Genomic DNA, 15,757 nt, shown 5'->3' on the forward strand with positions numbered 1-15,757 from the left:
GTATTCTTCTAGATGATTATAGATTTTTATTTTATAACTATATTGAACGAGATAAAATGATAAAAAAGCAGAATAGACAAATAATATACTAAGAAGAAATGGTAAAATAAATCCATCATTTTTAAATAAATATCGTTTCACGAATTGTGATTCTCCCCTTAATGATTTCTAAGTCAATCTGTATATTACCATTATCGTTTTTATTGATTTTAAAAGATTTAATTTTATTTAATAAAGTTATATATCCTCTGCCATTTATACTTTTATAAATTTTAGAATTTAATAAGGTATACTCAGAACTCGAGAGTTTATGGGTAAAAATTATTTTATTATGAACCTGATTAAGTTTGATTTCAGCCTCTTTGCTCTCTTCTATAATATCTTTTCTAAACATTATTAATTCATATTCACTATGATTAAAAGCATTTTCTTTCAGAGCATATATACTTTGAATTAAGAATGGTATTAACGCTAATATAATCATTAAAAATGATAAAGATAATAACATTTCTAACATCGTAAACCCTTTGTTATTTCTGAACACAAACTTTTTCATAACTATACACGTCTTCCAAGCATACTTTGTCATTCAAATGACTTAATTTTATTTTAGTAGTATCGTACTTTATTTGTTTGGATTGTACTGATTGATATAGAATTTGATAAAGCTTAATTTGTTTCTGTTCACTTTGTATATGTTTATTTAATGTATGAACTATCGGTAATAAAGTGCCTCCTAACAATACGATAATAAATATAGATAACATTAAATCTATAAATACATAACCATTATTTTTCTTCAACAATTCTATACCTCCCTTTTTCAATACGAAATATGACAAGATAACGTTTATTATTAAACTCTAGTTTTAATGTTCCAAATTGATTGATATTACCTTCTCCATCGTAAACTAATGTAGTGAATTTATTATCTTTAGATATTTTTCCTTTATATAGATTAATTGAATTTATATTTCCGTTATTAATTTGATATTGTATTTTGGTTGAATTTGGTTTAAACCATACAAGTATAGGTTGTTTAGTTGATAAAGATTTGGTTTCTAAATATTCTAATTTTGTTTCAAAATCATTAATGCCACTTGTTAAACCAAATTTATCTACAGAATTAATTGAAATGTGTATTGTTATGAGAACAATAATACTTAGAATACTCAACACAATTACCATTTCTATTAACGTGAAGCCTTTATTATTCATTATTGAGCTACTACTTCTCCGTTATTTAAAACAATGTTCTGACCAGATTTACAAGTCAATTGATTCTCTTTTATGAACCCATCACTTACTAAATCATTAATTGAATTTGGCTTAGCATCGTGTTTTAATGTATATGCTTCTACTTGGCCAGCAACCATTTTAACTTGTGCCTGACAACCAGTACTTTTCACGGTTTCAGACTGCTTGCTTATGTTAGGGATTATAATTATAAGTAAAATACTTATAATTAATAATACGATTAACATCTCAATCAACGTGAAGCCTTCTTCTTTTTTAAAAAACTTTATATTTTTCATTCTTTCATTTAATGCCATCAACCATTTGTAGCATTGGTAAAATAATAATTAAATATAATGTGACGATTAGGAATGCCAAAGTTCCAAAGACGATGGGTTGTACCCACTTTAAATGTTTGATAATAGATTTTTCTAATTTCTCAAGCATATATACACTAAAATAATATAATTCTAAGTCTAATTTAGATTTATGTTCTCCATGTGTAATATATTGAATCAGAGTACTATCAAAACAATTCAAGTTATTAATCGCTTGAGGTAAGGAGTCTCCTGATTTGATCGATTGTTGAATAAATAATCCGATATATTTTAATACATCGTCTTTAGTCTGCATAATATAAATTTCAATTATTTTATGAAGCGGTATGCCATTTTGAATAAAAAATGAAAAGTCTCTAGATAATCTATATGAGCGATACATCGAAATATATTGATTCAAAATAGGAATTTTATTAAAAAAGTAGATTTTCTTTGATACTTCTATACCTATATAGAAAAAATAACCTAATAACAATGTGAGTATTGCGATTAAAAATATAATTAATAACGAAGTTGGTAAGTAAGAAAATATTGTAGATAATACTTTTAATGAGGTAGAGACATTTATGTTCATTGATTGATAAATTTCATTGAATTGAGGGATAATCGTATGATTAACTGCGGTTAGTAACATGAAAAATATAAAAAATAAAAGTGTTGGATATTGAATCGTTTTTATAAATTTTTGTTTCACTTGTTCTATCTATTTTAAATACAAAATTGAGTGATCTATAGAATCAATCATATTGCCATATTGTTCACCAAAATAAATTTGAGTGATAATAACTTGAGGATAATTTAAAAATGAAACAACTTCATGAAGATGACCAGTATTTTTTACTATTTCAATAAGCTTTTCCTTAATACGTAACCTTGATAATTGCGAAAATTGATCAGTTAGTAATTGTACTGATTCCATTAATGTGAAACCTTGCTTTAACATATCTGATAAGCGTGTTAAAAATAGTATTTGGTCTTTCTTTAATATATTGCCTTTCTTCATCATGATTTATTTTCTAAATATAGATTAATTTCATGACTAAATATATAAGTCATTTGTCTATATCTATTTCCTAATTGGTCATTTAAAAGTCTTTGATTGGCTATACATGCGATACCTTGTTTTATTTGCTCTTTAGATATTCCAAGTTCTAAAAGTCTATAAATAGCCCCTAAATTATCTTTCGCACGCATTGTAGATAATATTAAATGACCACTTAAACTTGCTTGTATAACTTGCTTGGCTGTTTCTTCATCTCTAATTTCTCCTATCATGACAACATCTGGATAACATCTTAAAATGGCTTTAAAAGAATTATGATAATTTATGTTTGCTTTTTCATTTACAGAAACTTGTACTACACCATCTAAAACTTGTTCAACTGGGTCTTCAATCGTAATAATATGTTTATCTTTAATTTGTTGTAAGTCATATAAAAATTGGTACATAATCGTCGATTTACCCGAACCGGTTGGTCCTGTGAACAAAAATAAGCCTTCGGAATTAAACATTTCTTCTTTAATCATTTTATAATTGTCATCAATATTATGGTCAATATATTCTTCGAAATATTTAGGCGTTAACCTAATTGAGCAAGACTCAATTCCTAGACTTAAAGGTAAAGTGGATATTCTTAAATAATATTTATATATATCATCAAATATATATTGACCACTTTGAGCTTTATTCCTTTCACTTACATCTAGATAAGCAATAAACTTCATATAAATTAATAAACGGTTATATAAAGCGTTATTAATATCACAATCATAAATCGTATTCTCACCACTTATCCTCAACTGAACTTTGACTCGATCCTCTTTCACTGGAATAAAATGAATGTCAGTTGCTTTCAAAATAATAGCATCTTTGATAATTGTCTTAAATAAAGTTTCCATAATCGCCTCCTAATATATATAAACGTAATGAAAACCTTGTTTTACTTACTATATACTTTATATTTTGTAGTAATGCCTATTTACTTTTACACATAGTAACTTTATAATTGTAAGTGACTAAGAAAGTAAACACAGAGGGGGTTCATAAGAAGATGGATAAAGTTTTTAAAACTCTAGGCTTCTGGACTGCTATATTTGCTACAATGTTTTATGTTGGCGGTATGAACATGATGGCTTATTTCTTCGTAGCTCAAACAGGATTTTTCGTATTGTTGGGATACTTAAAATTAACAGAAAGAATGTATATGTATATATTCGCACTATATTTAGTTGTATGCTTTGTTGGATTTACATATTATTCAACATTCTTACTAGAGCCAAGTTTCGGACATCATGGTTAATAGAAGTTTATCTCAACCTAAAAACACCAATTCGTTATTTAACGAATTGGTGTTTTTTATAGCTTTAACTAAAACCATTTAAATAAGGATTGCTCATTTCTTCTTGTTCTATTGTAGTATCTGGACCATGGCCAGGGAACACGGTTGTATCTGGATTTAAAGATAGAAGTTTATCTTCAATAGAATTTAATAAAGTTTGAGTATCTCCTTTATATAAATCTGTTCTACCTATTCCACCTTTAAACAGTGTATCTCCAACGATTGCAAAGTCATCAAATACAAACGTTAAACTGCCTGGTGAATGACCAGGTGTATGCAGAGCTTCAAACTCAAACTCACCTATAACATGATGTCCTTCATCAATCACTGTTGGTATTGTTTTTTGTACTACTTGAGGTAACTGATATGCTTCAAACTTTTTAGAACCATTTTTTACAGTATCAGTTAACCAAGATTTTTCTTCGTTATGAACATAAACTTCAACGCCCTGCTTGTTGACCACTGCATCTATTCCACCAATATGGTCAAAGTGTGCATGTGTTAATAATATGGCAGCTAATTTTTTATTAAATTTTTTTATACGTTCATTTATAAATTCACCGTTATCACCTGGATCGATAACTAATAGTTCACTTTCACCTTCAATTATATAACAATTTGTTTCAACTATTCCTAAAGAATAACTATGGACTTTCATTTTCTTTCCTCCTCTTGTAAAAAGTATCTCGACAAAACACAATATTAATTATACAATTAATATGATAATAAAAGAAAAATGTATTGGGGGTAATGGAATGCCATTTATCGACACAGGGGAACTATTTGAATTATTCGGAGTAAAGATACATATCGGTGTTAATATTTTCTCATTGTTAATGCTAGCGGTATTTATACTCGGAATATTCGGTTTAATTTCAGCATTCAAAAACAAAAATGTTTTAGGCATTCTTTTTGGTGCGATTACAGTAGTAGCATTTGGTTTCTTTTCACTTGCTACAATATTCACATATGGATATCCAATATTAAGTCATTAAAGAAAGACGAGTTAAAACTCGTCTTTTTTTTATTTGTCTAAATGTCTTTGTACTGAATCTAATTTTTCATTCATTTTTCTCGATTTGTCTCTTCTATCATCAATCCTAATATTTGTACAAACTCTATCTAGTCCTTTATTAAATGGACTTTCATGAATCTCTTGTACAACTTCTAATAAATCTTTTAAGTCACCTTCAATTAATGTGTTCATTGGTGTTAATTGAAAATCTATTTTACCAGCTTCTTTATGTTTTTCCAAAATTAATTGAATATCAGCGATATACTCACTTACACTTGGTCCTCCAGTCCCGACTGGAATTACTACGACATCTACAATTGCCATTATGCATTCTCCTTATCTATTACATATGTTTTAATCAATGCTGCTGCACCAATAATCCCTGCATCATTACCTAAACTCGCAACAACAATTTCTGTGTCTTCTTTAGCAGGCTTGAACGTCATTTTTTCATAATGCTCATTGATATATTCAATTAAAATATCACCGGCTTTACTAACGCCTCCCCCAATTATAATATATTTAGGGTTACTCATGACACTCATAATACTTGCCGCATACGCAATATAATTAGCAACTTTATCAATTATAAATAAACTAAACTCGTCTCCTATTTTTGCTGCATCAAAAACATCTTTTGCTGAAACATTTTTAGTTGTGATTAAGTCGTGGATACTAGATTTAACACTCATATTTGAATAATAATGGTGTACTAAATTAATAACACCAGTAGCAGAAGCTACAGTTTCTAAGCAACCTTTCATACCACAATTACATCGGAACCTTTTTTCATGATCTACTACGAAATGCCCAATTTCAGCTCCCGAACCATTATGTCCATGAACTAATTCATCGTTAGAGACGATTCCACCTCCAACGCCAGTTCCTAATGTGATGCAAACAACATCACTTTCGTTTTGTCCGCCACCTTTAAACTTCTCTCCTAAAGCAGCTACATTAGCATCATTATCTACATAAATTGGGCCATCAAAATATTGTTGCATGATTTTTCTAACTTCAATTTTACCTGTCCAATTTAAATTGACCGCTCCATGAACTATGCCATTATCAAAATCTATTGGCCCAGGTACTCCAATTCCCATCCCAAGTACGTCTGATAAAGTAATATCATGTTTTTTTAAATGTACGTTGAAAGAATCGGAGATATTCTCTAATATTCCTTCCCCTGCTTTATTAGTCGCTATTTCCCATTTTTCAACTATGTCTAATTTTTCATCGAAAATCCCTAATTTACAAGTAGTTCCGCCAATATCAGCTGATAGTATATATGTCATTTATTTTCAATCCTTCTCTGATTTATAATTAATCTTGCTTGTAAAAATGTTTCCTTCGAAATTAACATCGATTTGTATAAATCTTTAATTTCTTGCTCCATCATTTCTAATTGATCATCTTCATTTTTAAAATATATTATATAACCAAATTTTTTCAACAATTGTTGTACATCATATAAATTATTCATCTTTAACTCCTAAATGCTGCGATTTCTTTCTTCAAAGCACTGTAATTTTTATTATTTCCATTTAATTTTATCGCTTTATCATTAAATTTCTCTGCTTTATCGTAATCATCTTTTGCACGATAACCTAATGCGAGTTGATAATTTAAATCTGCTGAGTCTGGAAAAGCTTTTAATCCTTTTTCCCATTCTAGTATAGCCTCGTCTAATGACTTATCATTAGCTTTAATTAGACCGCTAAGTATATATGTTTCATCTGACTCAAAGTGCTTATTTTTTATATGTGTAATCATCTTTTCAGCGCTATTAAAATTCCCTTGATTCATAGCATCTTTCGTTAATTCATCATAAATATAATGTTGTTGCCTATTAAAAATTACGATTATGAGAATAATAGTTAATACGAAAAATCCAATGAAATATAACCATTTACGCTTATCGTTGTCCATCCATTTTTGAATGCAATACATAATGATAGCACCACCGATAAATCCACCTAAATGAGCAAAATGGTTAACATTATTTATGAATAACGTAAATAATGAAATAATCAAAATACCTATAAATGTTTGTAAAACAAATTGTTTATTAATATTACTTTTAGTAAATAGATAAACGATAAACGCACCAATTAACCCGAATATTGCGCCACTAGCACCAATCGAAATAGAAGTTGTATCAATACTTAAAGAAACGATGCCAGCGAATAAACCGGAAATTAAGTATATCGTCCCCATCTTTATAGAACCTATGGCTCCTTCTATCAATTTACCAAATACGATTAACGAGAACATATTCATAAGTAAATGTGTGATGTCTGCATGTAAAAACATGGAGGTAAACAATCTATACCATTCGCCATGCACCACATTGAAATGAACGAGTCCTCCATAATCTATTAAGCTAATTTGTGAATCTCGCTTAAACACTAGAACTATTGATAACCATACAATGACATTAGTTGCGATTAAAAAATATGTTACTGGTGAAAATTTCAACATAAATTTATCTATAAAACTAGCGTTTAATAATTTATTTTTATATGTTGTAACAGACATTAATTTATTACGTTTAATTTGATGTTTTGTCACTACATGTGATGTTACTTTCTCAAAATCTTTAATTTCATTAATAACATAGTATTTAATTTTAGGACGACTAGTTTGCTTAAACTCTGTTAAGTCCATCTCTTTATCAGATATATAAAATACATCTAACTGTTCAAAACTAAACCCTATAAACTCTATTAAATTACTAAGATGGTCTGTGACTTTTTTAAAGTCAAAGTCCACTTCTTGATGAGTTGGTGTTTTATGTATAAATCGTTTAACTGTTTTTTTAGCTTCATGAGTCAGCCAAATTTCGTCATTATTCTCATCAATTGATAATATTGTATAACCTTCTGTGTACACTAAATAATAAATCGACTTCCACATTCTTTTTAATTTTTCCATTTATTTTTCTCCATATACTTCTCTTGGTAATAATAATTCTTGTACTGGTACATCATGACTTTCTATATCAAAACCATGAATTTGTATTGGATATACTAAACTTAAAGTTGAACCAGTATAATCCGCAAGATATTTGTCAAAATATCCTCCACCATAACCAATCCGATAACCATCATGACGAAATACAACACCAGGTACAATAATTAAATCGATATCATCACTTATTTCCGTTTCTTTAGTAATAAATCTTATTCCTTTTGAATCGAATGATATAGAATTCATATCGTATAATCGCTGAAACTTCATTTCTTTTGTTAAGTAATTTGTCGTCGGTACATAAACTTCTTTATTTAATTTAAGCAATTCTTCGATAATAGGATCCGTATTCACTTCATGGTCCATGCTCAAAACAATTGCTACAGATTTAGCTTGTATAAAATAATCATGTTTAAATAATTGTTCATATAAATCTTCATCAAAAGTTAATTTTTGAGCTTTAGTTTGTTCTTTCATTTCTTGAAGCACTTTTTTTCTAAGTAATTTTTTAGTAGTCATGGTCTTCTACACTTCCTAAATAAATTATTTAAAACCACGTTAGACACCTTTAATAATAACATAAGAAATACAGGGTAAGGTAGTTGTTGCACCTTATAAATTCATTTTCATTATATAAAAATAAAAAACACATAACTATAAAATAGCCATGTGTTTTCATTCGTTTTATTATTTAGTTTCTCTATGAAGAGTGTGTTTACCGTCGCGAGCACAATATTTTTTCATTTCGATTCGCTCTGGGTTATTACGTTTATTCTTTTTAGAGATGTAGTTTCTTTCACCACAATCAGTACATGCTAAAGTTACGTTTACGCGCATGATGAACCCTCCTGTTCTTATTTCAATTAATATACGACCTTTTTATAATACCATCTATGGTTACAGAATTCCAGTATTATTTTTCAATAGATTCATAGTGTTCACCTGTTATATAGTAATAACAACTTTCACTTATATTTTTTATATGGTCGCCTATTCTTTCTAAATACCTTGCAGCTAAATGTGCTTGAGTCGAAATAAATGGATCATCATCTATTAAATAAGTTGTATTACTAATTTCTCTATACAAATCATCAATATCTGTATCTCTTTCAATAATCTCTTTGATTAATAATATATCTTTATTTCGAATTGCATTTTCTAAATCTTTTAACATTAACATCGCTAATTTACCCATTGTTTTTAATCTTGTAAGAATAAAATAATCAGTAATAATAACACGCTTCCTAATTTGAGCAATGTTCGTTGAGTTGTCCGCCATTCTTTCTAGTTCAGAAGCAATTTTAAGTGCAGAAATCATAACGCGCAAATCTGTAGCCATTGGTTGTTGTTTTGTAATTAATATTACTACTTTTTCATTAATATCATATTCCATTTTATTAATTTTACTATCATAAGCAATAAGTGCTCTAGCGTTTTTTTTATCTTCATCGCTTAACACTGACACAGACTGTTCTATCATATTATATACTTCTTTACCTAATTCAAATAAATCTTCTATAAGTGCTTTCAGTTCGCCTTCGTACTTTTCTCTTATAACCATATTAACCAAATCTCCCTGAAATGTAATCTTCAGTTTGTTTGTCAGCCGGATTAGAAAAGATTTTGTCAGTGTTATCAAATTCATTTACGTATCCATTTAAGAAGAAAGCTGTTTTATCAGAAATTCTAGCTGCTTGTTGCATGTTATGTGTAACAATAATGATAGAGTATTTTGATTTTAAGTCTTGTACTAACTCTTCAACTTTAAGAGTTGATATTGGATCTAAAGCCGATGTAGGTTCATCCATTAAAATAACATCAGGTTCTATTGCTAAACAACGTGCAATACAAATTCTTTGCTGTTGTCCCCCAGATAAACTGTAAGCATTTTGATCTAATTTATCTTTACACTCGTCCCAAATTGCAGCGCCTTTTAAAGAACGTTCTACAATTTCATCAAGAATTTTTTTATCTGTAATACCATGAATTCTAGGTCCATAAGTTATGTTATCATATATTGATTTAGGGAATGGATTTGGCTTTTGGAACACCATACCAACATTCGTTCTTAATTCTTCAACACTATATTTCTTATCAAAAATATTTTTATCTCTATAAATAATTTCTCCAGATGTTTTTACACTTGGAATTAATTCAATCATACGATTTAACGTTTTGATATAAGTTGATTTACCACAACCAGATGGTCCTATAATTGCTGTAACTTCATTTTCAGCAATATCTAAATTTATATTTTTTAAAGCATGGAAATCACCATACCATAAATCTAAATTGTTTGTTTTGTATACAATATTTTTTTCTTGTTCTATAATCTTTTTATTTTCTAAGTTTTCATTTGATGTAGCATTTTGAGATAACTCTCTTATTTTAACGTCTGTCATCATTATGACCCCTCTTCATTTTGATTTAAAGTTTACGTTGATATTTATTTCTAATATATATAGCTATTGAGTTCATTATTATGAGTATGATTAACAATACAATAATTGCCGCTGATGAGACCAATTGAAATTCAGCTTGTGGCAGTTTAGCCCAGTTGTATATTTGCATTGGTAAGGCCTGGAATGAATCAAATATACTATTTGGTGTTTTCATTAATATGGCTGGTATACCGATTACTACTAATGGAGCAGTTTCTCCTAACGCTCTCGATAAAGCTAATATGGTACCAGTTAATATTCCTGGTATAGAAGCTGGCAATACAACATTTTTAATTGTTTGCCACTTAGTACTGCCTAAGCCTAAAGAAGCTTCTCTAATAGACGAAGGCACTGATTTTAGCGCTTCTTGACTAGCTACAATGATAATTGGCAATATCATTAAAGACATCGTTAGTGCTGCTGCTATTACCGATTTCCCTAATGATAAATTCTCAAATCCTGCGCCTCGAACAAATATTGTTAGCCCTAATAAACCAAAGACTACTGATGGTACACCTGCTAAGTTAGAGATGTTCACTCTAATGAATTTTGTGAACCAATTTTCTTTAGCATATTCCACCATGTATATAGCTGTTCCTACTCCAAGAATGATAGATATTGGTGCAATCGTCATCATTAACCAAAGTGTACCAATTAACGCACCTTTAATACCTGCACTGCTTGGTGTCGTAGATGAGAAATTAGTAAAGAAATCCACATTAAGATGTGTCATTCCTTTTCTAAATATATCAAATAACAAAATAGCTAATACGACTAAACCTATTAGTGTACAAATTAAAAATACACTTTTAATAACTTTATTTTTCATTAGCCTAGTAGGTAATTTTTTGCGAACTATTGATTGATCTACTAAATTTGTATTCGACATATTAATACTCCTCTCTAAAGCGCTTCGTTACCCACTGAGAAATGATGTTCATAATAAATGTGAATAAGAACAATGTGAAACCAACCGCATATATACTGTAATAAATATCAGAACCATATGTTGCGTCACCAGTTGCAACTTGAACAATAAACCCTGTCATGGTTTGTATAGAACCTATTAAACTAAATGATGAATCCGGTGTGCTACCAGCTGCTAGTGAAACAATCATTGTTTCCCCAATTGCTCTAGAAATCGCTAATACAATTGAAGCAATGATGCCTGATAACGCTGCAGGAAACACTATTTTTGTAGCAAGTTCAAATTTAGTAGCTCCTAAACCTAATGCACCCTCTTTAATAGAATCAGGTACTGAACTCATAGCATCTTCACTCATACTTGTAATCATTGGTATAATCATGACCCCCACGACTAAACCTGGACTAATTGAGTTAAAGCTGCCTAATTCTGGGAAAACGCTTCTTAATATTGGTGTAACAAAAGTTAAAGCAAAGAAACCATAAACAATAGTTGGTATACCCGCTAAAATTTCTAAAATCGGCTTAATAATTCTTCTTGATTTATCCGATGCATACTCACTTAAATACAGTGCTGCTCCTAATCCAACTGGTACAGCAAAGACTGTTGCAACTGCAGTTACTTTTAAAGTACCGAGAATTAGAGAGAAAATTCCGTATTTAGGATCAGAAGAAAACGGCGCCCATTCTTTTGATAGTAGGAATTCCATTGGATTTACTCTTGTAAAGAAAGTTACTGTCTCAGTTAAAAGTGTAAATAATATCCCGATAGTTGTAAGTACTGAAACAGAGGCAATAAGTAGCAATACAATTGGAACTGCTTTATCAGCAAATACTTTTCCTTTATTATTATTATTTTTCTTTATTAATTCTTGAACAGAAGTTTGTTCTTTCATACAATTGACTCCTTCATTTTGAAAAAGGGCGACATTAAGACGCCCTTAGCTTTGATTGATTTTTATTTATTTTTTAAACTTTTCTAATGTTTCTTTATCTTTGTCATATTCTTCATCTTTAAGTGGAACATATCCTGCATCTTTAGATGCTTTCTTAGAATGTTCAATTACATATTCCATAAATCCGTGGAATGCATCATTTTCTTCTAGTGATTTATTTTTAGCGTATACAAACAATGGTCTACTTAAAGGATAAGAATTATCATTTATTGTTTTTTCTTCTGGTACTATTGCTTTATCTTTATCGTCTTTAATTTTCACTGCTTTTAATGAATCTTTATTTTCTTGATAGAAGTTATATCCAAAGAACCCAATTGAATCTTTGTTATCTTGCACTGATTTAACAATAACGTTTGTATCAGCATTTTTTTCTGATTTTAAATCTTTCTCATCTAATACTTCTTCACTAAAGAAATCGTAAGTACCGTGAGATTGGTCTGGTGAAAAAGCTTTTATTTTTTTATCTGGGAATTTAGAATTTACATCTTTCCAAGTTTTAGCTTCACCATTATAAATTTTTGCTAGTTCATCTTTACTCAATTCGTCTACAAAATCATTTTCTTTATTAACTGCTACTGTTAAACCATCTTGAGCTACTTTAAATTCTGTATATTCTATGTTTTCTTTTTTAAGTTTCTCTTTTTCTTCATCTTTAATTTCTCGAGATGCATTCGAAAAGTCTGTTTCACCAGCGATAAATTTTTCAAATCCTCCACCAGTTCCCGAAACCCCGATTGATACTGACACATCAGGCTGATCCTTTGAGAATTCTTCATTTATTTTTTCCATTACAGGTGCTACTGTTGAAGAACCATCACCTTTAACTTCACCACTTAATTTATCGTCTCCAGAAGATTTGCTTTCTCCTGAACTAGATTTTTCTGCTGCGCCTCCACAAGCACCTAATAATAGTGCAGAACTTAATGCAGTTGTAGTTCCAATCAATTGCCATTTTTTCATGTCAAATCCTCCTATTAATTACACCCTTAATCTTTATTACATCTTCACTTTACAATTACTTTATTAATTACAAATAAACCTAATGTAAAGTTTGTGTTAAGACGTTATGAAAGCGTTTATATCGTCATTAGTTGTGACAAATATAAGGCGAAAAGGCATAAAACAGCTAAATATAGCTGATAAAATAAAAGAGGAGCTTGGAATATAAATCCTCACTCAAAATAAATAAGTCCTCACTTTACTGATTTATTCAATTAGAAATGAGATATTATTTTTATATAAACTTCAATTTTGTTCGTGCATGCTTGCCTAGAGTATCTACTCTCTTCTTATTTCTTCATAAACAATAAGTGCGAGTAATAGATTGGTTAATTATGTTGCACGTGGACCTCGTCTTGCAACATTCGCTACTTTATTTACACAAATAAGAGGCTGAGACAATTTATTTGTCTCAGCCTCTTTATGAATTACTTCTTATCTTTAAAGTAATAATTTATGATATCTCTACCTAAGTCCCCACCTGGTAACCATGGTTCTGGTACTGGTTGGTTTGTATATGTGATTGAGAATGATAACTCAGGGTCTTTAGCTGGTGCATATCCTACATATGTTGAGTTAACCTGTGGTTTACCATCTTTAAATACTTCTGCTGTTCCAGTCTTACCTGCTGATCTAACTACAGTATCATGGAAACTAGAATACCCTGTTCCTTCTTCTTTATTAAATGCCATATCGAAACCTTTTTGGACTTGTTTTATTTCTTTATCATTATTGTTTACTTTGTTCATCACTTCACCTTTAAATGATTTCTTAATAGGTCCAAGTGAATCTTCATTAGTAGAATTTCTAATTTCTTTTGCTAAGTGTGGTTTTAAGCGGTAACCATCGTTAGCTATTGTAGAAACATATTGTGATAATTGTATTGGTGTATAAGTATCAAATTGTCCAATTGCTAAATCAATATAATTACCTGGATTATCTTTAATAGGTTCGATTTGACCTGCTGTTTCATTTGGTAAATCTATACCTGTTTTAACACCTAACCCTACTTGGTTTAACCCTTTTCTTAATTTAATACCGGCTTCTTCCACATCAGATGGTAATGACATACCACTATTATATGGTGTTTCCGCTAATAATAATGCTGTTTTATACATAAACACGTTAGATGAATGCATAAGTGCTTCAGCATCTGTTATTCTCTTCGTACCATCTTGGTTAAAGTAAGAACGTTTTGTTAAACCACCACTAAATTTTAATGGTTCATCGACCATTGAATCTCCAATTTTTAATGCATCGTTTTGATAACCCGCTAATAAAGTAGCGCCTTTTACAGATGAACCAACTGTATATTGACTTGTAATATTTCCGATATGATTGTCAGTAATTTTGCCATTTTCATCAATATCTCGACCTGCCATTGCAAGTACATCACCATTTCTTGGGTCTTGTACAACAACCATCACTCGATCCATATCTTTGGCACCTTTATTTCGTAATGATTCTATATGTTTATCAACATATTCTTCAACTTTTTTCTGTAAATCTATATCGATTGTTAAGACAAGATCATTACCTCTAGACCCTTCAGATATAACTTCAGAACTTGTTATTTTTCCGGATTTATCAGTAACGTATTTCATTTTTTTCTTAGAACCTTTTAGAATATCTTCATATTGGTATTCTAAATATGATTTACCTACTCTATCGTTTCTTGAATATCCTTTTGATAAATAGTCGTTTACTAATTCTTTCGGTAAACCTTCCTCTTTGCTAGAAACATCACCAAATAATGTTCTTAGTGTTTCTTCATATGGATATCTTCTTTCCCAGTCCATTGTCGTATTAACACCTGGTAATTCAGATAAATGTTGAGATACTGCTGCATATTCTTCATTGCCTACATCTTCATTTTTTATGACTACCGGGCTTAACTGAGAACCTGAATTCATTTCTCTAAAAATAGCTAAAACTTGTAAATCGTCTTTAGATAATTCATCTGTATATTTCTTCGTCACTTTATTGTATAAAGCTTCATCATAATCATCTTGACTTATGTTACCGTCAGAGAAAAGTGCTTGTTCATCTTTCATAAGTTTTTGCACTTTATCTTGATTTTTGATAATCCAGTAATCTTGTTTATCTCGATCTGTGATACGAGAAGTATCCATTTTTATTAAATGAGATAATTTTTCTGCAATATCTAAAATATCATCCTGACTCGTTCTTCTATCTCTTGTATATGTAATTGCTTTCTTAGATTCATTATCGACTAGTACTTTTCCATTTCTATCGTAAATTCGACCTCTAGGGACCGACTCGTTCACAGTTATTGATTCTGTACTATCAATTGTTCTCTTATACTCAGCACCTTTTACAATTTGTAAATACCCTAATCGCATAATTAAGACTGAGAATAAAATGACAACTATCCCTAAGATGATACTTACGCGTTTATTCATTAAAAGTCGAAATTCTTCTTCTTTAGATTTCTTTTTTAATCGTTTCAAGAACTAAACCTACCTTTTCAACTCTAATATAATACTTTCATAATATATGATTATAGCTAACAATGCCA

22 protein-coding genes are annotated in these 15,757 nt (G+C 29.8%); 2 read left to right on the plus strand and 20 right to left on the minus strand.

Features of this window, described 5'->3' with window-relative positions:
• Positions 1-121: 121 nt before the first annotated feature.
• The 7 genes from comGF to CD135_RS03540 are packed head-to-tail and all read right to left on the minus strand — an operon-like array spanning position 122 to position 3,473.
• On the minus strand, positions 122-517 hold the full coding sequence (comGF, locus tag CD135_RS03515; protein WP_239724188.1) for a competence type IV pilus minor pilin ComGF: 396 nt from the start codon (positions 515-517) through the stop codon (positions 122-124).
• Between the two features lie 13 nt (positions 518-530).
• Positions 531-803: a competence type IV pilus minor pilin ComGE gene (gene comGE, locus CD135_RS03520; protein ID WP_228082628.1), complete on the minus strand. Its 273-nt coding sequence runs from the start codon at positions 801-803 to the stop codon at positions 531-533.
• Positions 790-1,218 carry a competence type IV pilus minor pilin ComGD gene (comGD, locus tag CD135_RS03525; protein ID WP_017000239.1) on the minus strand — a complete coding sequence of 143 codons (429 nt, stop codon included), beginning with the start codon at positions 1,216-1,218 and terminating at the stop codon, positions 790-792. The genes comGE and comGD overlap by 14 nt, the downstream gene beginning before the upstream one ends.
• A complete protein-coding gene (gene comGC / locus CD135_RS03530) occupies positions 1,218-1,535 on the minus strand; it encodes a competence type IV pilus major pilin ComGC (RefSeq protein WP_070045385.1) in 318 nt (105 codons plus the stop codon). Before comGC ends, comGD begins: the two co-directional genes overlap by 1 nt.
• A 4-nt stretch (positions 1,536-1,539) precedes the next feature.
• Entirely contained in the window at positions 1,540-2,268 is a 729-nt protein-coding gene (locus CD135_RS03535) for a type II secretion system F family protein (protein ID WP_174700875.1), read from the minus strand.
• Positions 2,269-2,277: 9 nt separating this feature from the next.
• A complete protein-coding gene (locus tag CD135_RS12960; RefSeq protein WP_174700874.1) occupies positions 2,278-2,580 on the minus strand; it encodes a type II secretion system F family protein in 303 nt (100 codons plus the stop codon).
• Positions 2,577-3,473, minus strand: coding sequence for an ATPase, T2SS/T4P/T4SS family (locus CD135_RS03540; protein WP_103268825.1), 897 nt, complete (start codon positions 3,471-3,473; stop codon positions 2,577-2,579). Before CD135_RS03540 ends, CD135_RS12960 begins: the two co-directional genes overlap by 4 nt.
• Positions 3,474-3,625: 152 nt before the next feature.
• Here CD135_RS03540 and CD135_RS03545 point away from each other — a divergent pair, with 152 nt between their 5' ends.
• Entirely contained in the window at positions 3,626-3,874 is a 249-nt protein-coding gene (locus CD135_RS03545; protein WP_017000234.1) for a DUF2626 family protein, read from the plus strand.
• A gap of 64 nt (positions 3,875-3,938) precedes the next feature.
• Here the strand turns inward: CD135_RS03545 and CD135_RS03550 are convergent, their stop codons facing one another.
• Positions 3,939-4,571, minus strand: coding sequence for an MBL fold metallo-hydrolase (locus CD135_RS03550; protein WP_017000233.1), 633 nt, complete (start codon positions 4,569-4,571; stop codon positions 3,939-3,941).
• A 97-nt stretch (positions 4,572-4,668) separates the two neighbouring features.
• Here CD135_RS03550 and CD135_RS03555 point away from each other — a divergent pair, with 97 nt between their 5' ends.
• A complete protein-coding gene (locus CD135_RS03555; protein ID WP_017000232.1) occupies positions 4,669-4,908 on the plus strand; it encodes a DUF2759 domain-containing protein in 240 nt (79 codons plus the stop codon).
• Positions 4,909-4,937: 29 nt separating this feature from the next.
• On the opposite strand, the gene CD135_RS03560 is transcribed toward CD135_RS03555, so the two are convergent.
• From CD135_RS03560 to CD135_RS03615, 12 genes are all read right to left on the minus strand, one after another.
• Entirely contained in the window at positions 4,938-5,252 is a 315-nt protein-coding gene (locus CD135_RS03560) for an MTH1187 family thiamine-binding protein (protein WP_103268826.1), read from the minus strand.
• Entirely contained in the window at positions 5,252-6,223 is a 972-nt protein-coding gene (locus CD135_RS03565) for an ROK family glucokinase (protein ID WP_103268827.1), read from the minus strand. The genes CD135_RS03560 and CD135_RS03565 overlap by 1 nt, the downstream gene beginning before the upstream one ends.
• The gene (locus tag CD135_RS03570; protein WP_017000229.1) at positions 6,220-6,411 is read right to left on the minus strand and encodes a YqgQ family protein; all 192 of its coding nucleotides are present in this window, start codon (positions 6,409-6,411) and stop codon (positions 6,220-6,222) included. The genes CD135_RS03565 and CD135_RS03570 overlap by 4 nt, the downstream gene beginning before the upstream one ends.
• A 2-nt stretch (positions 6,412-6,413) precedes the next feature.
• Complete coding sequence (locus CD135_RS03575; protein ID WP_103268828.1) at positions 6,414-7,862, minus strand: rhomboid family intramembrane serine protease; 1,449 nt, start codon at positions 7,860-7,862, stop codon at positions 6,414-6,416.
• The gene (locus CD135_RS03580; protein WP_064204534.1) at positions 7,863-8,417 is read right to left on the minus strand and encodes a 5-formyltetrahydrofolate cyclo-ligase; all 555 of its coding nucleotides are present in this window, start codon (positions 8,415-8,417) and stop codon (positions 7,863-7,865) included.
• 168 nt (positions 8,418-8,585) lie between these two features.
• Positions 8,586-8,735 (minus strand): 50S ribosomal protein L33, encoded by a 150-nt coding sequence (gene rpmG / locus CD135_RS03585; RefSeq protein WP_016911879.1) that lies wholly within the window; start codon positions 8,733-8,735, stop codon positions 8,586-8,588.
• 76 nt (positions 8,736-8,811) lie between these two features.
• Entirely contained in the window at positions 8,812-9,459 is a 648-nt protein-coding gene (gene phoU, locus CD135_RS03590; protein ID WP_103268829.1) for a phosphate signaling complex protein PhoU, read from the minus strand.
• 1 nt (position 9,460) lies between these two features.
• A complete protein-coding gene (gene pstB, locus CD135_RS03595; protein WP_017000224.1) occupies positions 9,461-10,303 on the minus strand; it encodes a phosphate ABC transporter ATP-binding protein PstB in 843 nt (280 codons plus the stop codon).
• Positions 10,304-10,325: 22 nt separating this feature from the next.
• Entirely contained in the window at positions 10,326-11,228 is a 903-nt protein-coding gene (gene pstA / locus CD135_RS03600; protein ID WP_064211047.1) for a phosphate ABC transporter permease PstA, read from the minus strand.
• A 1-nt stretch (position 11,229) separates the two neighbouring features.
• On the minus strand, positions 11,230-12,159 hold the full coding sequence (gene pstC, locus CD135_RS03605; protein WP_017000222.1) for a phosphate ABC transporter permease subunit PstC: 930 nt from the start codon (positions 12,157-12,159) through the stop codon (positions 11,230-11,232).
• 66 nt (positions 12,160-12,225) lie between these two features.
• The gene (locus tag CD135_RS03610) at positions 12,226-13,179 is read right to left on the minus strand and encodes a PstS family phosphate ABC transporter substrate-binding protein (RefSeq protein WP_103268830.1); all 954 of its coding nucleotides are present in this window, start codon (positions 13,177-13,179) and stop codon (positions 12,226-12,228) included.
• 467 nt (positions 13,180-13,646) lie between these two features.
• Complete coding sequence (locus CD135_RS03615; protein WP_103268888.1) at positions 13,647-15,641, minus strand: peptidoglycan D,D-transpeptidase FtsI family protein; 1,995 nt, start codon at positions 15,639-15,641, stop codon at positions 13,647-13,649.
• Between the last annotated feature and the right edge of the window lie 116 nt (positions 15,642-15,757).

Source organism: Mammaliicoccus lentus (genome assembly GCF_002902755.1).
In the GTDB taxonomy this organism is placed as follows: domain Bacteria; phylum Bacillota; class Bacilli; order Staphylococcales; family Staphylococcaceae; genus Mammaliicoccus; species Mammaliicoccus lentus.

Coding starts and splice junctions, on each gene's coding strand:
- comGF (WP_239724188.1), bottom strand. CDS start 517: ATGTTAGAAATGTTATTATCTTTATCATTTTTAATGATTATATTAGCG.
- CD135_RS03610 (WP_103268830.1), bottom strand. CDS start 13,179: ATGAAAAAATGGCAATTGATTGGAACTACAACTGCATTAAGTTCTGCA.
- CD135_RS03545 (WP_017000234.1), top strand. CDS start 3,626: ATGGATAAAGTTTTTAAAACTCTAGGCTTCTGGACTGCTATATTTGCT.
- CD135_RS03565 (WP_103268827.1), bottom strand. CDS start 6,223: ATGACATATATACTATCAGCTGATATTGGCGGAACTACTTGTAAATTA.
- CD135_RS03550 (WP_017000233.1), bottom strand. CDS start 4,571: ATGAAAGTCCATAGTTATTCTTTAGGAATAGTTGAAACAAATTGTTAT.
- CD135_RS03570 (WP_017000229.1), bottom strand. CDS start 6,411: ATGAATAATTTATATGATGTACAACAATTGTTGAAAAAATTTGGTTAT.
- comGD (WP_017000239.1), bottom strand. CDS start 1,218: ATGAATAATAAAGGCTTCACGTTAATAGAAATGGTAATTGTGTTGAGT.
- pstC (WP_017000222.1), bottom strand. CDS start 12,159: ATGAAAGAACAAACTTCTGTTCAAGAATTAATAAAGAAAAATAATAAT.
- CD135_RS03580 (WP_064204534.1), bottom strand. CDS start 8,417: ATGACTACTAAAAAATTACTTAGAAAAAAAGTGCTTCAAGAAATGAAA.
- CD135_RS12960 (WP_174700874.1), bottom strand. CDS start 2,580: ATGATGAAGAAAGGCAATATATTAAAGAAAGACCAAATACTATTTTTA.
- CD135_RS03560 (WP_103268826.1), bottom strand. CDS start 5,252: ATGGCAATTGTAGATGTCGTAGTAATTCCAGTCGGGACTGGAGGACCA.
- CD135_RS03575 (WP_103268828.1), bottom strand. CDS start 7,862: ATGGAAAAATTAAAAAGAATGTGGAAGTCGATTTATTATTTAGTGTAC.
- CD135_RS03555 (WP_017000232.1), top strand. CDS start 4,669: ATGCCATTTATCGACACAGGGGAACTATTTGAATTATTCGGAGTAAAG.
- pstA (WP_064211047.1), bottom strand. CDS start 11,228: ATGTCGAATACAAATTTAGTAGATCAATCAATAGTTCGCAAAAAATTA.
- CD135_RS03540 (WP_103268825.1), bottom strand. CDS start 3,473: ATGGAAACTTTATTTAAGACAATTATCAAAGATGCTATTATTTTGAAA.
- phoU (WP_103268829.1), bottom strand. CDS start 9,459: ATGGTTATAAGAGAAAAGTACGAAGGCGAACTGAAAGCACTTATAGAA.
- CD135_RS03615 (WP_103268888.1), bottom strand. CDS start 15,641: ATGAATAAACGCGTAAGTATCATCTTAGGGATAGTTGTCATTTTATTC.
- pstB (WP_017000224.1), bottom strand. CDS start 10,303: ATGATGACAGACGTTAAAATAAGAGAGTTATCTCAAAATGCTACATCA.
- comGC (WP_070045385.1), bottom strand. CDS start 1,535: ATGAAAAATATAAAGTTTTTTAAAAAAGAAGAAGGCTTCACGTTGATT.
- rpmG (WP_016911879.1), bottom strand. CDS start 8,735: ATGCGCGTAAACGTAACTTTAGCATGTACTGATTGTGGTGAAAGAAAC.